The following is a 17,069-nucleotide window of genomic DNA, read 5'->3' as shown; positions in this document are numbered from 1 at the left end:
CTATAGGTGAGTCAAAGAAAAAGCCGTGATTCTGAAATTTCATAAAAGAAAAAACGATTCTACTTTTTATCTAAAATAACTTATTTCAAAAGAATATGCAATAAAAACAAAATTCTATTTCAGTATATACTCTTAACCTAAAACAGAAAAGCCTCTTTTCCGAAGTTGCCGTCGAAAAAGAGGCCAATAGTTTAAGGCAACTCTTGCCTAATTACTTCTCTTACGTATTCTGTAAGAGTCGTAATACAGAGTTTGACCGAAGACTGGCTTGCGCTAGCATTGCCGTACCGCTTTGCACCAGAATTTGTTTCGTGGTCAGCGCTACCATTTCTTCAGCCATATCTGCGTCCCTGATCCTTGATTCAGACGCCTGCATATTTTCATACGCACCCATAAGACCTTTTGCCGCGGCTTCGAGTCTATTTTGATAGGCTCCCATATCCGCTCTTTGTCTCATGATCTTGTCCAAGGCGAAATCAGCCAAGGTAATCGCAGTATCCGACTTTCCAGGTGTTGAAAGAGAAAGCTCCCCTTTCGACATCTTTAAAGCTTTGGATGTCATGGTTCCTATATAGAAACGTTCGCGTTGGTTCGCGTTCGCTCCCATCTGAAACCACATCGACGCCTTGGGAGATTTACGAGCAAATGCACCTTCAAACAGCTTAAACTTGTTAAACTCTGCTTGAGACGCAATTCGATCGATCTCATCCACCAGCGCAGATACTTCTACCTGCACGAGCTGCCTGTCCTCCGGGGTGTAAATTCCGTTCGATGTCTGGATTGCCAGAGTACGGATTCTTTGGACGATTTCAGCAGACTGATTGAGGAAACCCTCTGCAGTCTGAATGAAACTAAGTCCATCCTCCGTATTTCTTTCTGCCTGACGTAAACCGCGGATTTGAGTTCGCAGTTTTTCCGAAACAGCAAGTCCCGATGCGTCATCCCCAGCCTGATTGATTCTTTGGCCGGAAGACAAACTCCTCATGGACTTATCTACATCCCATTGTGTAAACTTGAGAGCACGATGTGATTGAATCGCACTCATGTTGTGATTGATAATCATTGGCTTACACTCCTTTGTGTACTGCCAAACGTTTTGGGAAAACGTTTAGCCGGACAATCCCTGTCCGGTGTCAAGGATGAGCTTTCACATTGCCACCTGGCAGGGGAAAGCCGGCCGATTATCAATTATTAACGCTAAAGTCACACAACCCTTTGAAAAATTAGGCAAAGCCTCACCAAACTAAGATGAGGCTATGCCGCTTAATTAACGAAGGAGAGAAAGCACACCTTGTGGACGGACGTTCGCCTGAGCAAGCATCGCAGTTCCAGATTGTACTAAGATCTGGTTCTTTGTGAATGCAACGGTTTCTTCCGCCATGTCTGCATCCCTGATTCTAGACTCGGACGCTTGGGTGTTCTCATACGCATTCATCAAACCTTTTGCGGCATGTTCCATGCGGTTGAAATAAGCACCTAAGTTCGCTCTTTGTCGACTAATCGCTTGCAGAGCATTGTCTAGAACGGAAATCGCTTCATTGGCTCCATCGGCAGTAGACAACGTGAATTTTTGGCCTTTCAACTTAAGAGCTTGAGCTGTCATTGTACCAATGTAAACTCTCTCTCTTTGGTGTTGATTCGCTCCAATGTGGAACCACATCGAAGCCTTGGCTGATCCACGAGCAAATGCACCTTGCAGAAGGTTCATTTTATTGAACTCTGCTTGAGAAGCAATACGATCCACCTCATCGATGAGTTGTGATACTTCTACTTGGATCATTTGTCTGTCTTCTTCCGTGTAGATCCCGTTAGATGATTGAACCGCCAACACGCGAATCCTTTGGATGATATCGCCTGTTTCTTGGAGGTATCCTTCAGTCGTTTGAATGAGGGACATTCCGTCTTCGGTGTTTCTCTCAGCTTGTCTAAGACCATTCACTTGCGTTCTCATTTTTTCAGAAACGGCAAGTCCGGATGCATCGTCACCTGCGCGGTTGATACGCATTCCGGATGAAAGTTTTTCCATATTCTTGGAAACTTCCTCGTTTTGAAACTTGAGCACGCGGTGGGAGTTGATCGCGGCTAAATTGTGATTTATGATCATGGTTTCCTCCTTGAAACGTTTGATCTTTGTGCAAGAGGGAATCCCTTCCCTCTCTGGTTTTTTGTGTCTGGTTTCCAGGCCCTATTGTGCCTAAAAATCTCTATTTGTTCCCTTTGAATGTCGGTGATCGGAGAATAGAAATTAATTTGAAGATTTTAAGCAGGATTTGAGAATTTTTACAAAATATTAAAGTTTTTTGGCTTTTTTGGCCGACTTTAGCATTTTATTTTTTTGAAAAAAAGTTTAAATTTTTCCTAATAGGAGGATCGACCAAATTTCATTTTCCTGAAGCGATTTTCAGGATTTTTTGGGGATTCCTACATAACCTTCCCAGGAAAGAGCCTTTTCCTCCCAAACAGACAATTTATTCAACCAAATAGTTGAATAATATTTGACAGAGCCTCTCCTTTTTCATTTATTCAACCAGATGGTTGAATTATTTTCAGAAGACCAAAAACTGGATCGTGTCTTTGCGGCACTTGCAGATCCTTCCAGAAGACGAATGTTAGCTGATCTAAGAAAAGGATCTCTCAGCATTTCCGAATTGGCAGAGCCCTTTTCTATGTCTTTTACCGGCGCCGCCAAACACATAGAAGTTTTAACGACCGCAGGTCTCGTACAAAAAGTAAAAGACCCGAACGACGGAAGAAGTTTTCGGATCGAACTGCAAAACAAGTCCCTTACTAAAGCTTACGACTGGCTCACCTATCATCAGAAATTTTGGACAAACAAACTCGACAGATTAGAAGCACTTATGGAGGAACAAGACAATGACGGCACTGATTCTAAAAGTAGAAAAAAAAATTAACGCAGATTCAACGAGACTCTTCCGCGCCTGGCTCAAACCGGATGATTTCGCAAAATGGTTTTTAGCGGAAGATACGATCGGATTCGAATCGGTAAGGATTGATCCTCGTCCTGGCGGACAGTTTCAAATCAATATGCTTTTGAACGGACAAGTATTGCCTCATAGCGGAGAGTATATTACCATAGAAGAGCCGAACAAACTAGTGTTCACCTGGAAATCGCACATGACGGATGAACGTGATACACTTGTTACTGTTTTATTCCAAGAACTCCCTCCCACCATAAACAAGGACAATCTTCCCAAACCGCAAACATTAATTACGTTAACTCACGAACGTTTGACGGAAGATTTCCAAATCAAAGAACACAGCCGCGGTTGGACCAACATTTTAGAAGGCCTCGATCAATGGCTGGGAAAAGAATAACCATATAACAGTCTTTATTGGCAATGCCGCAAAGAAAAAGGAATGAAGAAGGATAAAAAAACATGAACGGAATTTACCACAAATTAGGAATTCGAACAGGAGCGGAAAAAGTGATCCAGGCTCTTACCACCAAGGAAGGTCTCTCAGGATGGTGGACCAAACAAGTAACGGGAACATTTAACAAAGGCGCCTCCTCCGCTGGAGAAACGATTCGTTTCGATTTCGGATTGGCAGGTTTCGAAATGAAGGTTCTGGAAGCTACAAAAGACAGAGTTCTTTGGGAATGTATCTCCGGGCCGGAAGATTGGATCGGTTCCCATATCGACTTCACTCTCAAACAAGGGAATGCACCTGACGGAACAGCTCTGACTTTGATTCTCTTTCGTCACCAAGACTGGAAAAACGAAACTGAATTCACTGCGCATTGTAGTACAAAATGGGTGATCTTTCTTCTCAGTTTGAGAGATCTCCTGGAAACAGGCAAAGGCAAACCCGCTCCGGATGATATCAAAATCGATGATATGAACTAATAGCGAAAAGGCGTACATATAAAATGTGCGCCCCTATCCTGCGGTTTTCCTAGTATTTTAAATCGAGAAAAATGCTTTCTCTAGTATGAACAAATTGAAAAACTCGCCTCCATGGCAAACCAAGATGAGCAGGTGCAATCTCTCTTACAAAGAATCTATTCTTTGGAAAAAGAATTAGCAAACCTGAAATCGGAAGCACAAAGCCTAAGGCTAGTGCAAAACAAACAAGAGTCTGCGGTTCCGCAAACAAAGACCAAAGAACCGGAAAAAACTACCGCGCTCACCCCTGCAGCGGCCTATTCCCAGGAAAAAACTCCTTCTTCCTCATCGAAACGAATCGATTGGGAATCGATTTTAGGGGAAAATTTATTTATAAAAATCGGACTAGTGTCCATGTTGCTTGCCGCCATCTGGTTTCTCAAACTTGCCTTTGAAAAATACTGGATCAACGAATCCGTAAGGATCTGGCTGGGAATTCTAACGGGAGCGATAGTGACGATCCAAGGTATCAGATATTTAAAACCTTGGCCGAAGATAGGTCCTTCTTTGATCGGTACAGGTTCTTCTTTGTTCTTTGCCTCTTATTATCTGGGTTACTTTCTGTACGATCTATATTCTTTGGAAGCTTGTTTTGTAGGATTGTTCATACACAGTTTAACGATCATTGCGTTGTCATCCTTCTTCAAAAACGAAGTCGTTTTCGGGTTCGGAGCTTTGGGTGCCTTCCTTGTTCCCGTATTACTTTCCACAGGCGAAAACTCGTATCAATTCCTATTCACCTATCTATTGTTCTGGAATTTTATTTTTTTACTGATCTCTTCCCATACTCGCTGGAGGATCGCACCATTAGTCCTCTTAATAGGAGATCATTTAGTCTTTAGCGGCTGGGCCTTAGAAAAACTGGAAGTTTCCGGATGGGGATTCCCTATCTTGTTCCAATTAGGCACTTTCCTGATATTTCTTTATAGGGAATCCTTGCTGCTTCCTAAAGAAAAGGGGCTCGCAGGAGTTTTATCCGCCATCACCACAGGGCTTGCCTTATTATTCACCTTCCTTCAGGGAATTTGGATCTCCTCAATTTTTTTCCCGAAATTCCAAGCGGCTTTCGTTTTGGGAATCGTGATCGTTTATTATGTTTTTCTACTCGCTTCTCTTGCGAAAACGAAAGAAACGAAACCTTTATTGGATTCCGTTTACGGAGTATTGGCATTAGGCGGGACTCCTTTTATACTCACATCCATCTTCCTAGGATTGGAAGGATATGCCCTAAGATTCACTCTCATTGCTTTTGCGGCTTTTTTAAGTCTCACAGGTGCCCGATTCAAATCGGAGATTCTTTATGCATTGGGGATTCCTTTTTGGATTTTAGGGATTATTTCTTTGGTCGCCAAACAATTCATATTTGACGATGCATTGTTTTTACTGAACGGAAGGTTTGCGCTTTTTCTTGTTTCTTCTTTACTCATCTTCGCAAGTTATCGGATCGGAAAAGGAGTCAAAGACATCCCGGACATTTATCTCTGGGGTTCTTTTCCCGTTCTGCTTTTGGGAAGTTTTATAGACGTTTATTATAATGTGAGTCCGGAATATCATTCTCTGGGTTACACATCCTTTCTCGCATTTTACGGAGTGATCTTCACAGTCGTGAGTTTCATAATGCCTGTGCCGTTCGCAAGAAAGGTGGGACTTTTCTGTCTGGGAATCGTAATCTTAAAATTATATATTTATGATTTCTGGAATATGGGAATTTTAGCCCGCATCATCGCAGGTTTTGCATTGGGAGGAGCTCTTTTCCTCACTGGAATTTTATACAATCGTTCAAAAAGGAAAACAACATGAAATTTAGTTTAATCTTTGTTATCTTATTTTCTCTGACCTCTTCCTTATTTGCGGGACCGTTTCAACCGAGCGGTTTCAAATATAAGAAAGATATTAAATCCACCTATTCGGCAGAGGACAGTAAAGTGGGCAGAATTCTATTGGATGAAGAAGTTTTCAAAGGATCTTTCTACGGGGATATCAGGCTAGTACAGGGTGATTCCTATATTCCTTACTTTCGTAGAACCGTTGTAGATAGAAACTCCTCCAAATTGGAAAAAATCAAAACGAAACTTCTTTATAAAAAAGATGAAGATTATCAAACGATCTTTGTTTTGGAACTTCCGAAACTCCCTCCCGGAATGGTTTATACCCGTTTGGAAGCGGAAAGTGATGCTTCTTATGAAGCACAGTTGGAAATTTCTTCCGGTTCGACTCCGAATCACTGGGTCTATAATACTTCCTCTTCCGTATTTCGTTACGGAGAAGAAAACAATGCTCAGGTGGAATTGAATCTCACTAGAAACCGTTTTCTTAGAGTGGAAGGACCGAACAATCTGTCCTATAAATTCCCATACGCTTATGCAAGGAAATTGGAAACTGCTTCCGTTTGGACTTCGAATACGGACATCCCTACGCCTGAAGCGGAAGATAACTCCTTTGTCTATTTATTTCCCAATGAAACTCAATCCCCTTTTTCCATTTTGAATTTGAAGTTTAAGGAAAATAAATGGGAGAGAGAAATTAAGATCACCGCCTTTGAAAACCATGAATGGAAGCCTGCCTTCAACGGAATGATCTCCCATTCTCCCGAAGACGGAGAATTTACAACGATCCCGCTCAATTTCCTTGTTTCAGGAAAATACAAAGTAGAAATCATCAATGGAGACAATCTGCCTATCCGGCTTTCGCAAGCAGTTCAGTCCCAAACGCAAGAAGAGATTTTATTTTATATTCCGGAAGATAAAGAAAACAAAATAGAATTGTATTTCGGAAATCGTTATTCCAAGTATCCGGACTTCGACCAAAACTTTGTTCCAGGAAATGAAGACATTCAGGCAGGCACCGTGTCCTTTACACTGGAAAGACAAATGGACAACCCTGAATTCAGATGGAGTCTAACGGAACCTCCTACATCCGGTTATATCGCAAACGGACTCTTTTATCTAGGTCTCGCATTCATTGCAGGAATCGGCTGGATCTTTTACAAAAAAATAAACAAGGAATCTACGGTCTAACGGAAATGAGACGATCCTCCTCTTCTAAATCTGTTTTCATATTTCTTTGTTTCTCACTTACTTTGGTTTTTGTCCATTGTGATGCAGTCAGAAGCCTACTTGTTTCCAAACTCGGTGCGGCGGAAGATTATAAACCTGAGACGGATCCGTCCAAAATGTTCGCAGAATATTCCCGGAAAGACGCATCCAGAGAAAAGATTAAAGTCACTTTAAAAGAGGTTGCTGCAGGATTTGCCCAACCTACCGACCTGCAATTTCCTCCCTCTGAAATAGGATATTTTGTAGTCGCAGAAAAAACAGGCGCTCTCAAATGGGGGAAGCTGAATTCAAAAGATACCGGAGTATTACTTCAATTAAATGCAACAACGGATGGAGAACAAGGTCTTCTAGGTGCGGCGTTTCATCCTGACTTTTCTAAAAACGGTAAAATTTACCTGAACTATACTTTGAAATCAGGTAAAAAAGACATCAGTAGAATTGCGGAATGGACTTTCACTTCTACTACAGATTTTACCAAAGCGAAACTGACTTCGGAAAGGGTGATTATGGAAGTGGAACAACCTTATCCAAATCATAACGCAGGTCAGTTGGCGTTCGGCCCGGATAAAATGCTTTATATAGGCTGGGGAGACGGAGGCTGGATGAACGATCCCAAAAAGAACGGACAAAACCCGAAGACATTTCTGGGAAGCATGTTGCGAGTCAATGTGGACTTGCAGGCAGAAGGGAAAGCTTATTCCATACCTTCCGATAATCCTTTCCTAAACGATGTTTGTTGTGCAAAAGAAACCTTCGCATTCGGTTTCAGAAATCCTTGGAGATATAGCTTCGATCCGAAAGGAAGATTGATCGTAGCGGATGTAGGCCAGGATCTATGGGAAGAAATCAGCATAGTGGAAAAAGGAAACAACTACGGTTGGAACATCAAGGAAGCTTTCCATTGTTTCGATCCTAAAGAAAATTGCCCATCCGATCGTTTATCCGATCCTATTTACGAATATGGCAGAGAAGAAGGTCAATCCATTACGGGAGGCTACGTTTATACTTCCTCCAATCGTTCCTTAAAGAATAAATATATATTCGCTGACTTCATCACAGGAAGAATTTGGGCTTTTGAAATTCCCGCAACATCCAAAGAAAAAGTGACTCAAGTTTATTCTCTAGGAAAATGGCCGATTCTCATTTCCACATTCGGTAAGGATACGGAAGGAAATGTTTATGTCGTCGATTTCTCTTCAGGAAGAATCTATAAAATAGATTAACTTTCATTAATCGAATACCTTTCCCAATTGAAATCCCATCCATTGATGGTATTGGGGAAGGCCTTTGGCGGAAACGAAGTCGATCGTAGAATATTGGTATGATAGAGAAAACAAAAAACCTCCGCTTGTGATTCCTACAAAACCGAGTTTCACATTCCCCACGGATCTCTTAAGATCAGTCACATAGGTTTTATCCTGATTGGCGATATAATTCAAACGCAAAAGTTCCAGAAAAATCAAACGAGTGTTCGTATCCAAAATTTGAGATGCTAAAATTTCATAGGATAAAAATCGAATCGCCATAGGGATATTTTCCCCGTTCGGTTTAAACAAGGAATAAGCGGCAACCAACCTTGCTTGATCGGAAAGACCATCCCACTGATCCGCTATATTCCTCATCAAATACAAACGAAGTCCCTGTTCGAGCGATTCCGCTCCGTTAAATATATTATTAAATAGAATGTAATTTAAACCTATATCCGTTGTTAAATTTTGATTCGGCATAAGAGAATGAAACAGAAAAAATCTTTGCAAGGAATTGTGACCATTGTCACTTACCAATTGTTCCAATAAAGATTCTCTGCTGATTCGTTCCGGGCTAGGAAGAGGTTCCAAAAACTGATTGATATCGGAAAAAGCAGTCGAACGACTAGACTCCCTATATTTATTCCCTTCACCGAACCTGCCTTCCAAAGTGGCGTTATAAAGTTGATAGGTATAACTGGGGTTCAGATAAAAATACCAAATCCCCTCTCCTCGTGTGGGAAGAACCGGAGGTCCAGGCTGCAGTACGGAAAAACCGGGACCAGGATTTTTTCCCATATTCCCTAAACGAAAGATGAGCCCCAAATTCATTTTCGTATAAGCATTTCCGATTTGTCCTTCCGCATTCACTCCCAAATAAGGAAAATAAAAATGACGATAGTCCGTTCTAAATTGAAACGTAGTCGTATTCGGAATTTGAGTGTTCCATCCTTGAGGAGAAGGTGATCCGATTTGGGAATGAAATTTTTCCTGTCTGAGTTTGCCTCCCGACTCAGGCCCGAGCATTCCCAATTCAATTTCGGTAAAAACACTTGTGTCTTCGGTGAATGTAGTGAGAGAATGGCCTGCGAAAATTCTGCTCGCATACGGCCGATCCCCGAATGGAACATCCGACTTTTTAATGTTTGTCGGAGTATAAAACTCTTGTCCCAAAGAAAAACCGACCAAATCTTCGGATTGGCTGGAGTCTTTCAGAAAAAAAGAATTCCACTTTCCTAAAATAGATTCGGTAAAGTTTCCTTTCGCAACCTTTGTGTGGAATTCCAATCTTTCCCCGTCCGTATAATAACGATCAGAAAAACCACCGAAGCCGTCATTCTCCCCCATCACCCTGATTTGCTGTGAAAACAAAGGAGATATAAAACAGAAGAGTAAAAATAAGAAGATAAACCGAGGAAACAACTTGTTTTCCAAGATCATAAAGCCTTCATTATATGACAATCGATTCCAAATTAGGAATTCCATTTTATCCATTTTCAAAAAGAAAAATCGTTGTCTCCGCGACAAGAACATGTAGATTCCTGTCATGGAAGCATTCAATCACAGCAAGTTTTATTCAAAAAAATCCTTTCTCAAAATTTTCGGAGGAGAAGTCAAAATCTTCAACGAAACGGGAGAACAACTTTTGTTTTATGTCAAACAAAAGGCATTCAAACTAAAAGAAGACATCACTGTTTATAACGATGAAAACAAATCGCAAGAGCTTCTAAAAATCAAAGCAAGAAGCGTCATTGATTTTTCCGCAGCATACGATGTATTAGATGTTAAATCCAATCAACAGTTAGGAACTCTTCAAAGAAAGGGATTTGCATCCATCATTAAAGATGAATGGGTTATATTGGACGCTTCAGGTAAATCGATAGGTACCATTCAGGAAGACAGTTACCTTTTGGCTCTTTTGAGAAGGTTTTTGACAAACTTAATTCCCCAATCCTTCCATATCTTTCTGGGCACTGAAATCGTAGGCACTCTCAAACAAACGTTCAATCCTTTTGTCCCTCAATTCAGAGTCGATTTTTCGCAAGATACTTCCGGTAAACTCGATAGAAAATTAGGAATAGCGGCAGTCATTCTTCTTCAGATCATAGAAGGAAGACAAAACTAATACTATGTAACCCCTCCGAACGGATCAGGAAACTTAAATTCGTTCGGAGTATAAAACGTCATTCCATGAAATTCAAATTTTTAACGATCTGCTTTATCCTTTCCGCACTTCCTCTTCATTCCGAAGTCAGAGTATTGGTAACCTCATCTTTAAAAGGAAACTATGACGCCTGTTATTGCCAATTAGAACCCATCAGCGGATTGGAACTGAGATCTCAATTTTTGCAAAAATATAAAAAGAAATTCAAAAATGTGATTCTTTTGGAGGCTGGAAATCTGTTCTCAAAAGAAACAACAAACGATCAGGAAAAAAAGATATTAGATTCGTATCATACATTAGGTTATCAGGCTATTTCCGTTTCTTACGAAGACCTTCTACTTTCTGAATCCATTCGTGAAAACAAGAATTCTCTTCCTTTATTAGGAAACTTTCCTTCCGTAAAAAAAATCAAACCTTATCGCATCTTAAATGCAAAGGAAGGCAAACTGATGATTTTCGGTTGGGCCACTCATCATCATGACAACGGAAATTCAGCTTCGGAAAATTCCTATTGGGCGGAAATACAAAATGCAATCCCCCAAGAAACCCCTGACTTAAAGATTCTCATCGGAAGCATATCGGAAAAAGAAATTCAATCCATCCGACAAAAAGTAAACTTCGATTTGGCGATCTTGGACGATGAGAAAACGATTCCTTTCGAACAAAGTAAGGATATCTTCCGATTCGGTAAAAACGGAGAACATATAGGAGAATTCATTTTCACTCAAACCAAAGGAAAATGGAATTTAAAATCGAAAAAGTTGTATTCCGTATATAAAAATCAAAAGATAGAATGAAACGAATCAATCGATAGATTTTGATTTCCATTCCTCCAATATAGGATTCACGATCTTAAACCATAAAGGAGGAACAAGTGCGATCAAAATCATCAACTCATATCCAAAGGGCAACTGTGGAGCTTCTTCATAATGTCTAAGTGTTTGGTATCTTCTTCCTGCATTCGCATGGTGATCGGAATGTCTTTGCAGCTGAAATAAAAAGGCGTTGGATAAAAAATAATTCTGATTCCAGGAATGGATCGGCATCACTCTTTCAAACTTACCGGAAGGCTGTTTTTTCCTTTGCAGACCGTAGTGTTCGACGTAGTTCACAGCCTCAAGTAAACTGAATCCGAAAACGGACTGTGCCAAAAAGAAGAGAACCGGACGAAGAACATCCGAACGAAAACCTTCCCAAACAATCGTTTCCTGAAGCGCCCAAGAAAAACAAAAAATCAAGGCGATCCCAATAAATTGAAAAAAGGTGAATTGAATCATTTCATTCTTATAATGAAAAAAAGAAAGACCCGATCTATTCAACCTAACACTTTCTAAACGCCAAGCGGAAAGATAAGAACCAACGACAGTTCTAGGATAAAATCGATAGAAAGATTCATTTTCCTTCGAGCTGGCAGGATCCTCCTCCGTTGCGACATTCACATGATGTCCTCGATTGTGTTCTATATAAAAATGAAGATAGGAAACTTGAAGAAGTAGAAGTTTACTCAGAAACTGTTCCACACGGGAATTTTTATGCCCCAATTCATGAGCAACAGTGATGCCGATTCCTCCTGTCACAAGACCGACAGAGGCTGTAAACAAGATTGCATCCAAAGTTCCCAGATCGGAAACAGCCACCACATACAAAGCCCAAATCAGAAAACAAGTTTGCACAAACGTCCACAAGAAAGTAATGATTTTATAATAATCCTCCTTCTGAAGTTGTAAAAAATAAATTTCTTCCGGATTGGATTCGTCTTTGCCTACCGCAAGATCCAAAACGGGCAAAAGCACAAATACGAAAAAAGGAGTCAGTAGATTCCAATATGTTCCCAGGTAAAACCCACATACGGATGTTATAGGTAAAATGAATGCGATTAAGAAGGATAGTTTTTTCATAAGATGATACTCCTGTTATTTCGATAAGAATCCGCGAAGCGACTTATTCCATCTAATGGGATGATTTACGATTAGGTTTTTGTACAATTCCCCTATGATAAAAGAAAGAAGCGGCGCTCCCGTATCGGGAAAACGTTCTTCTAAAATTCTTTCGAATTTTTGAACGGAATCTTTGATCAAGGAATTAAATTTATGATGCAAGGCCTCCTCCCTGGAAATATCCAGAGCCAGAACAAGAAGGCTTTGAAAATGAGTGGATTTATTTTCCAAATATTGGATGAGAATCTCCATCTCCTCTTTCTCATCCGACTTCCATTGACCTTCCAGTTCGGATGTATCCTCTTCCACAACGAAGTAGACCATACTGTCGAATAACTGCTCTTTGGTTTCGAAATAATGATACAAACTTCCCGTAGAAATTCCCAAACTAGACGCAAGATCCCTCATAGTGACGGATAAATACCCCTTTTCGATAAAAATGGGGTAAACCTTCCTCAGAATCTCAGTTTTGAAAGTAATGTGATCCACTAGCTTAGGCATTTTTTTTATTTCGAACGTTCGATATAAATAAGCAAGCAAAATTTATAAAAAACAGTGCCAATTTGTCATAGAATCATCTACGAAGCAGACTTAAACCCTTGTTTCGAGTGATTTTTATGGATAAAAAAGAAGGATGCGACTGGTTTTAGTTTCCAACAGACTCCCCGTCAATCTCCAAGGAAAACCGACAATAGGAGGACTGGCAACCGGTCTTGCCAGTTTTTTGGAAGATTGGAAAATCCAAGGCCGCCCTTATGTATGGATCGGCTGGCCCGGACAAAACGTCCCGGAAAAGGATGAAGCAGAAATCGAAGCGAAACTATGGAACGGTTCCCAAACCATTCCAGTCTTTCTCAAAACAAAAACTTTCGATCTCTATTATGAAGGATTCTGCAATCGAACCATCTGGCCTTTGTTTCACTACTTTCCATCATACACGGATTATTCGAACGATACATTCGAAGCTTATAAGGAAGTCAATCGAGTCTTTGCCAAAAAGATCATCCAAAACCATAAACAAGGGGATTGGATTTGGATTCACGACTATCATTTGTTTTTAGTTCCTCAGATGATTCGGGAAGCCATTCCGGATGCAAAAATAAGTTTTTTCCTTCATATCCCCTTCCCTACTTTCGAAATCTACAGACTGCTTCCGAAACAAATCAGAAATTCCATTTTGGAAGGAGTGTTAGGATCGGATCTCATCGGGTTTCACACTCAACTCTATTCCCAATACTTTTTAAGATCCATTCTGAGGTGTCTGGGATTGGAAAACCAAAGAGGAATTGTTTCTTATAAGGAAAGAAACATCAAAGTAGGAAGTTTTCCTATGGGAATCGATTATGAAAAATTCAGAAAACAGGCTGAATCCAAGGAATGCATCAAAAAAGTAAATAAGATCAAAAACAATAAACAAAATCTCAAAATCATCATTTCCGTAGACAGACTCGACTATTCCAAAGGCGTTTTACAAAGATTAAATGCTTTTGATGAATTCATAAGAAACAACCCTGAATGGAAGGAAAAATGCCAATTACTTTTGATCGTAGTTCCTTCCAGAACCAATGTCCCTTCCTATCAGGCAATGAAACAATCCATAGATGAAAAGGTGGGAAATATAAACGGAAAGTACGGAAATCTAAACTGGACTCCCATCCTTTACCAATACAAAGGATTGAGTTTCGAAGACCTGGTTCCTTTGTATAAATCCGCGGATGCGATCCTGATCACTCCCTTTAGAGACGGAATGAACTTAGTGGCGAAAGAATATGTGGCTTGCCAAACGGACGGCAAAGGTGTTTTGATTTTGAGCGAAATGGCGGGTGCCGCAAGTGAACTCGTGGAATCCATTCCGATCAATCCGAATGATATTGAAGAAACGGCTATCGCCATTAAACAAGCATTAGAGATGCCAGAAGAAGAAAAAATTTCCAGAAATCTACTCATGCAGAATCGAATTCAAAGCTATAACGTAAATGTTTGGGCAAACGATATACGAAAAGAGACAGATAAAATCGTAGGATCCCAGATCCAGGGACAAACGGAAAAATTAAATGATGTTTCTAAAGATATTGTATCACTTCTCGAAGGAAAAGAATCGTATTTGTTTTTGGATTATGACGGAACGCTCAGAGAATTCGAAATACAACCGGAAAAAGCTGTTCCTAATGAAACGATTCTTTTTCTATTGAACGAACTTTGCAAAATTCCTTTTCTACACACCTGTATCATCAGCGGAAGGGATAAAAATTTTTTAGAGGAACATTTTTCCAAACTTCCTGTGACCTTAGTTGCGGAACACGGATCTTGGATACGCAGACAGGAAGATTCTCAATGGGAAAAACAGCAGATATCTTTAATTCGATGGAAAGAAGATATATTAAAAAGACTTAAGGTATATCAAACCAGAATCCCCGGTTCTTTTATCGAAGAAAAAGAATTCTCTTTGGTTTGGCATTATAGAAACGCCGATCCGGACATAGGAGCCAATGCGGCGAAAGAAATTCTGGATGAGATATCTCAAATATCATCCAACCAAAACTTTTTAGTTCAACCAGGTAAAAAGATCATCGAAGTCAGAGAGATAGGAGTGGGCAAAGGAAAGGCTGCTCTTTCCGTCTTGGGATCTCACTTAAATTCACAGATCATAGCAATCGGTGATGATGTTACGGATGAAGACCTATTTTCCAGCCTCCCCAGCCAGAGTATAACGATCAAAGTCGGATCGGAAGACACTCATGCAAAATATAGAATCAAGGACACTAAAGAAGTTTTACATTTTCTTTCCGAATTGATCCACAAGAACAAGAGATAATTTTATGCAGAAAAAAAGACATACATATCAAACGGGAATCATTGGTAACTGCGGTTTTATTGCGCATGTCCATAAAGACGGTTCCATTCCTTGGCTCTGTTGGCCTAAGTTCGATTCATCTCCGGTTTTCGGAACTATGTTAGATCCGGATGCGGGAGAATTCTCCATCATACCGGAAGAGGAAATTTTATCTACGAGCCAACAATACATTCAAAACACAAATATACTGGTCACAGAATTTCATACCGCTGCGGGAAAATTCAGAATCATAGATTTCGCTCCCAGATTTTATAGCGAGGAAACGGCACAATACCCGCTAGTGTTATGTAGAAAAGTGGAGTTATTGGAAGGAAACCCTAGGATCAGAGTAAACTTATCACCTAAATACGATTATGGGAAAGAAAAACCAACTGTAACGAACGGATTGAATTTTTTATCGTATAAGTTCCATTCTCTTGAGCTGAAACTTTATACGAATTTTTCCCATAACTATCTCCTCAACGGGAAATCGGAAGTATTGAACGAAACCAAATATTTTTATTTGGCTTGCGACAGCGATTTATCGCATAATCTAAAGGAAACGATGGAATCCTTCTATCACAGAACGAAGGGATACTGGCAAAATTGGGTAAAACATTGTTCTTTAGGAAACTTCGCACAAAACGAAGTGATTCGTTCGGCTCTGTGTTTGAAAATCCATCAATACCAAGATACAGGTGCAATCATCGCATCCTCCACTACCAGTCTTCCTGAATCTCCAGGAAGCGGAAGAAACTGGGACTATCGTTATTGTTGGATTCGAGACAGCTATTATACATTGAATGCACTTACTACTTTGGGTCATTTCGAGGAAATGGAAAGATTCGCCAATTATCTGGCCAATTTAAAACCAAATCAAGAAGGAAGATACCAGCCTCTTTATACAATCACTGGGGATTCGTTTATAGACGAGGAGATTCTGGATTTGGAAGGATACAAACAGAACGTTCCGGTCCGTGTAGGAAATCAGGCCTATACACATATACAGAACGATGTGTACGGACAAATTTTACTATCCCTACTTCCTCTTTATTCGGACGAAAGAATATTGGATAAAAACAGGTTCCAAAATCTTTCCCAAATCAGAAACATACTCTTTCAAATCAAAAAAACGATGAACGAACCTGATGCGGGACTTTGGGAATTTAGAAATTTATCACAAAAACATTGTTATACGTTTTTGTTCCATTGGGCGGGAGCAAGTGCGGTCATCAAGATAGCCGAATCCTTGGGAGAAAAAGATCTGCTGAAAGAAGCGATCACATTAAAAGAGGAAGCCATCAAAAAAATTGAAGAGTGTTATCATAAAGAGAAGAGTTGTTATACGCAAGCAGAAGGAACAGCACATTTGGATGCAAGTTTACTGCAATTGGTTACCATGTCTTATTTGGATCCTACATCTCCAAAAGCAAAAGATCACATAAAGGCGATTGAGAAAAATCTAAAGACGGAAAAAGGATTATTGTATCGATACAAACATAAAGACGATTTCGGCACTCCGGAAAGCACGTTCTTAGTCTGTTCTTTTTGGTATATAGAATGCCTCGCATGTATGAACCGATTGGAGGAAGCGGAGCAGTTATTTCATACTACAGTGAATTATTCGAATCATCTGGGACTTTTCAGTGAAGACATAGAAGCGGAATCGAACAGCATGTGGGGAAATTTTCCTCAGACATACAGTCATGTAGGGCTCGTCAATGCGGCTTATCGAATTTCCCAGAAGAAAGGAAATCCTGTCTTCTTATAAAAAACTGGGCAAAAAGGTGAAAAGATTTTCAAAAAAAATCCCAAAGAAGCAGATAGGGTTGCTTTCCGAAAGGAAGTGATGTAATTGGAGGAACGGCGGAGAGGGAACCCACGAACCACGCCTCCCCACCCTAGAAAGGGCGGGGGACCGCCTTCG

Annotated in this window: 15 protein-coding genes; 10 read left to right on the top strand and 5 right to left on the bottom strand. The window is 40.3% G+C overall.

Annotated features, from left to right (window positions below; all coding sequences use genetic code 11):
• Positions 1-220: 220 nt before the first annotated feature.
• Both EHS15_RS12060 and EHS15_RS12055 read right to left on the bottom strand, forming a co-directional pair.
• A complete protein-coding gene (locus EHS15_RS12060) occupies positions 221-1,063 on the bottom strand; it encodes a flagellin N-terminal helical domain-containing protein (protein WP_135760831.1) in 843 nt (280 codons plus the stop codon).
• Positions 1,064-1,267: 204 nt separating this feature from the next.
• Entirely contained in the window at positions 1,268-2,104 is an 837-nt protein-coding gene (locus EHS15_RS12055; protein WP_135760830.1) for a flagellin N-terminal helical domain-containing protein, read from the bottom strand.
• A gap of 427 nt (positions 2,105-2,531) precedes the next feature.
• On the opposite strand from EHS15_RS12055, the gene EHS15_RS12050 reads away from it, so the two are divergent.
• From EHS15_RS12050 to EHS15_RS12025, 6 genes are all read left to right on the top strand, one after another.
• The gene (locus tag EHS15_RS12050; protein WP_135761465.1) at positions 2,532-2,912 is read left to right on the top strand and encodes an ArsR/SmtB family transcription factor; all 381 of its coding nucleotides are present in this window, start codon (positions 2,532-2,534) and stop codon (positions 2,910-2,912) included.
• Positions 2,875-3,336, top strand: a complete 462-nt coding sequence (locus EHS15_RS12045; RefSeq protein ID WP_135760829.1) for an SRPBCC family protein — start codon at positions 2,875-2,877, stop codon at positions 3,334-3,336. Before EHS15_RS12050 ends, EHS15_RS12045 begins: the two co-directional genes overlap by 38 nt.
• Positions 3,337-3,398: 62 nt before the next feature.
• Entirely contained in the window at positions 3,399-3,866 is a 468-nt protein-coding gene (locus EHS15_RS12040; RefSeq protein WP_135760828.1) for an SRPBCC family protein, read from the top strand.
• 111 nt (positions 3,867-3,977) lie between these two features.
• Positions 3,978-5,705, top strand: coding sequence for a DUF2339 domain-containing protein (locus EHS15_RS12035; RefSeq protein WP_135760827.1), 1,728 nt, complete (start codon positions 3,978-3,980; stop codon positions 5,703-5,705).
• Positions 5,702-6,922: a hypothetical protein gene (locus EHS15_RS12030; RefSeq protein WP_135760826.1), complete on the top strand. Its 1,221-nt coding sequence runs from the start codon at positions 5,702-5,704 to the stop codon at positions 6,920-6,922. The genes EHS15_RS12035 and EHS15_RS12030 overlap by 4 nt, the downstream gene beginning before the upstream one ends.
• A gap of 5 nt (positions 6,923-6,927) precedes the next feature.
• Complete coding sequence (locus EHS15_RS12025; RefSeq protein ID WP_135760825.1) at positions 6,928-8,184, top strand: PQQ-dependent sugar dehydrogenase; 1,257 nt, start codon at positions 6,928-6,930, stop codon at positions 8,182-8,184.
• Between the two features lie 6 nt (positions 8,185-8,190).
• Here EHS15_RS12025 and EHS15_RS12020 read toward each other — a convergent pair whose 3' ends face one another.
• Entirely contained in the window at positions 8,191-9,693 is a 1,503-nt protein-coding gene (locus EHS15_RS12020) for a lipid A deacylase LpxR family protein (protein WP_246052125.1), read from the bottom strand.
• 61 nt (positions 9,694-9,754) lie between these two features.
• Here EHS15_RS12020 and EHS15_RS12015 point away from each other — a divergent pair, with 61 nt between their 5' ends.
• Both EHS15_RS12015 and EHS15_RS12010 read left to right on the top strand, forming a co-directional pair.
• Complete coding sequence (locus EHS15_RS12015) at positions 9,755-10,333, top strand: LURP-one-related family protein (protein WP_135760824.1); 579 nt, start codon at positions 9,755-9,757, stop codon at positions 10,331-10,333.
• 65 nt (positions 10,334-10,398) lie between these two features.
• On the top strand, positions 10,399-11,169 hold the full coding sequence (locus tag EHS15_RS12010; RefSeq protein ID WP_135760823.1) for a hypothetical protein: 771 nt from the start codon (positions 10,399-10,401) through the stop codon (positions 11,167-11,169).
• 6 nt (positions 11,170-11,175) lie between these two features.
• On the opposite strand, the gene EHS15_RS12005 is transcribed toward EHS15_RS12010, so the two are convergent.
• On the bottom strand, positions 11,176-12,270 hold the full coding sequence (locus tag EHS15_RS12005) for an alkane 1-monooxygenase (protein WP_135760822.1): 1,095 nt from the start codon (positions 12,268-12,270) through the stop codon (positions 11,176-11,178).
• Between the two features lie 15 nt (positions 12,271-12,285).
• A complete protein-coding gene (locus EHS15_RS12000; RefSeq protein WP_135760821.1) occupies positions 12,286-12,810 on the bottom strand; it encodes a TetR/AcrR family transcriptional regulator in 525 nt (174 codons plus the stop codon).
• Between the two features lie 133 nt (positions 12,811-12,943).
• Here EHS15_RS12000 and EHS15_RS11995 point away from each other — a divergent pair, with 133 nt between their 5' ends.
• Positions 12,944-15,124: a bifunctional alpha,alpha-trehalose-phosphate synthase (UDP-forming)/trehalose-phosphatase gene (locus tag EHS15_RS11995; protein WP_135760820.1), complete on the top strand. Its 2,181-nt coding sequence runs from the start codon at positions 12,944-12,946 to the stop codon at positions 15,122-15,124.
• A 4-nt stretch (positions 15,125-15,128) separates the two neighbouring features.
• On the top strand, positions 15,129-16,913 hold the full coding sequence (locus tag EHS15_RS11990; RefSeq protein ID WP_135760819.1) for a glycoside hydrolase family 15 protein: 1,785 nt from the start codon (positions 15,129-15,131) through the stop codon (positions 16,911-16,913).
• Positions 16,914-17,069: the final 156 nt, after the last annotated feature.

Origin of the sequence: Leptospira idonii (assembly GCF_004770995.1) — a bacterium.
GTDB classification, from domain to species: domain Bacteria; phylum Spirochaetota; class Leptospiria; order Leptospirales; family Leptospiraceae; genus Leptospira_A; species Leptospira_A idonii.
This window is presented reverse-complemented; position numbering and strand designations above follow the sequence as displayed.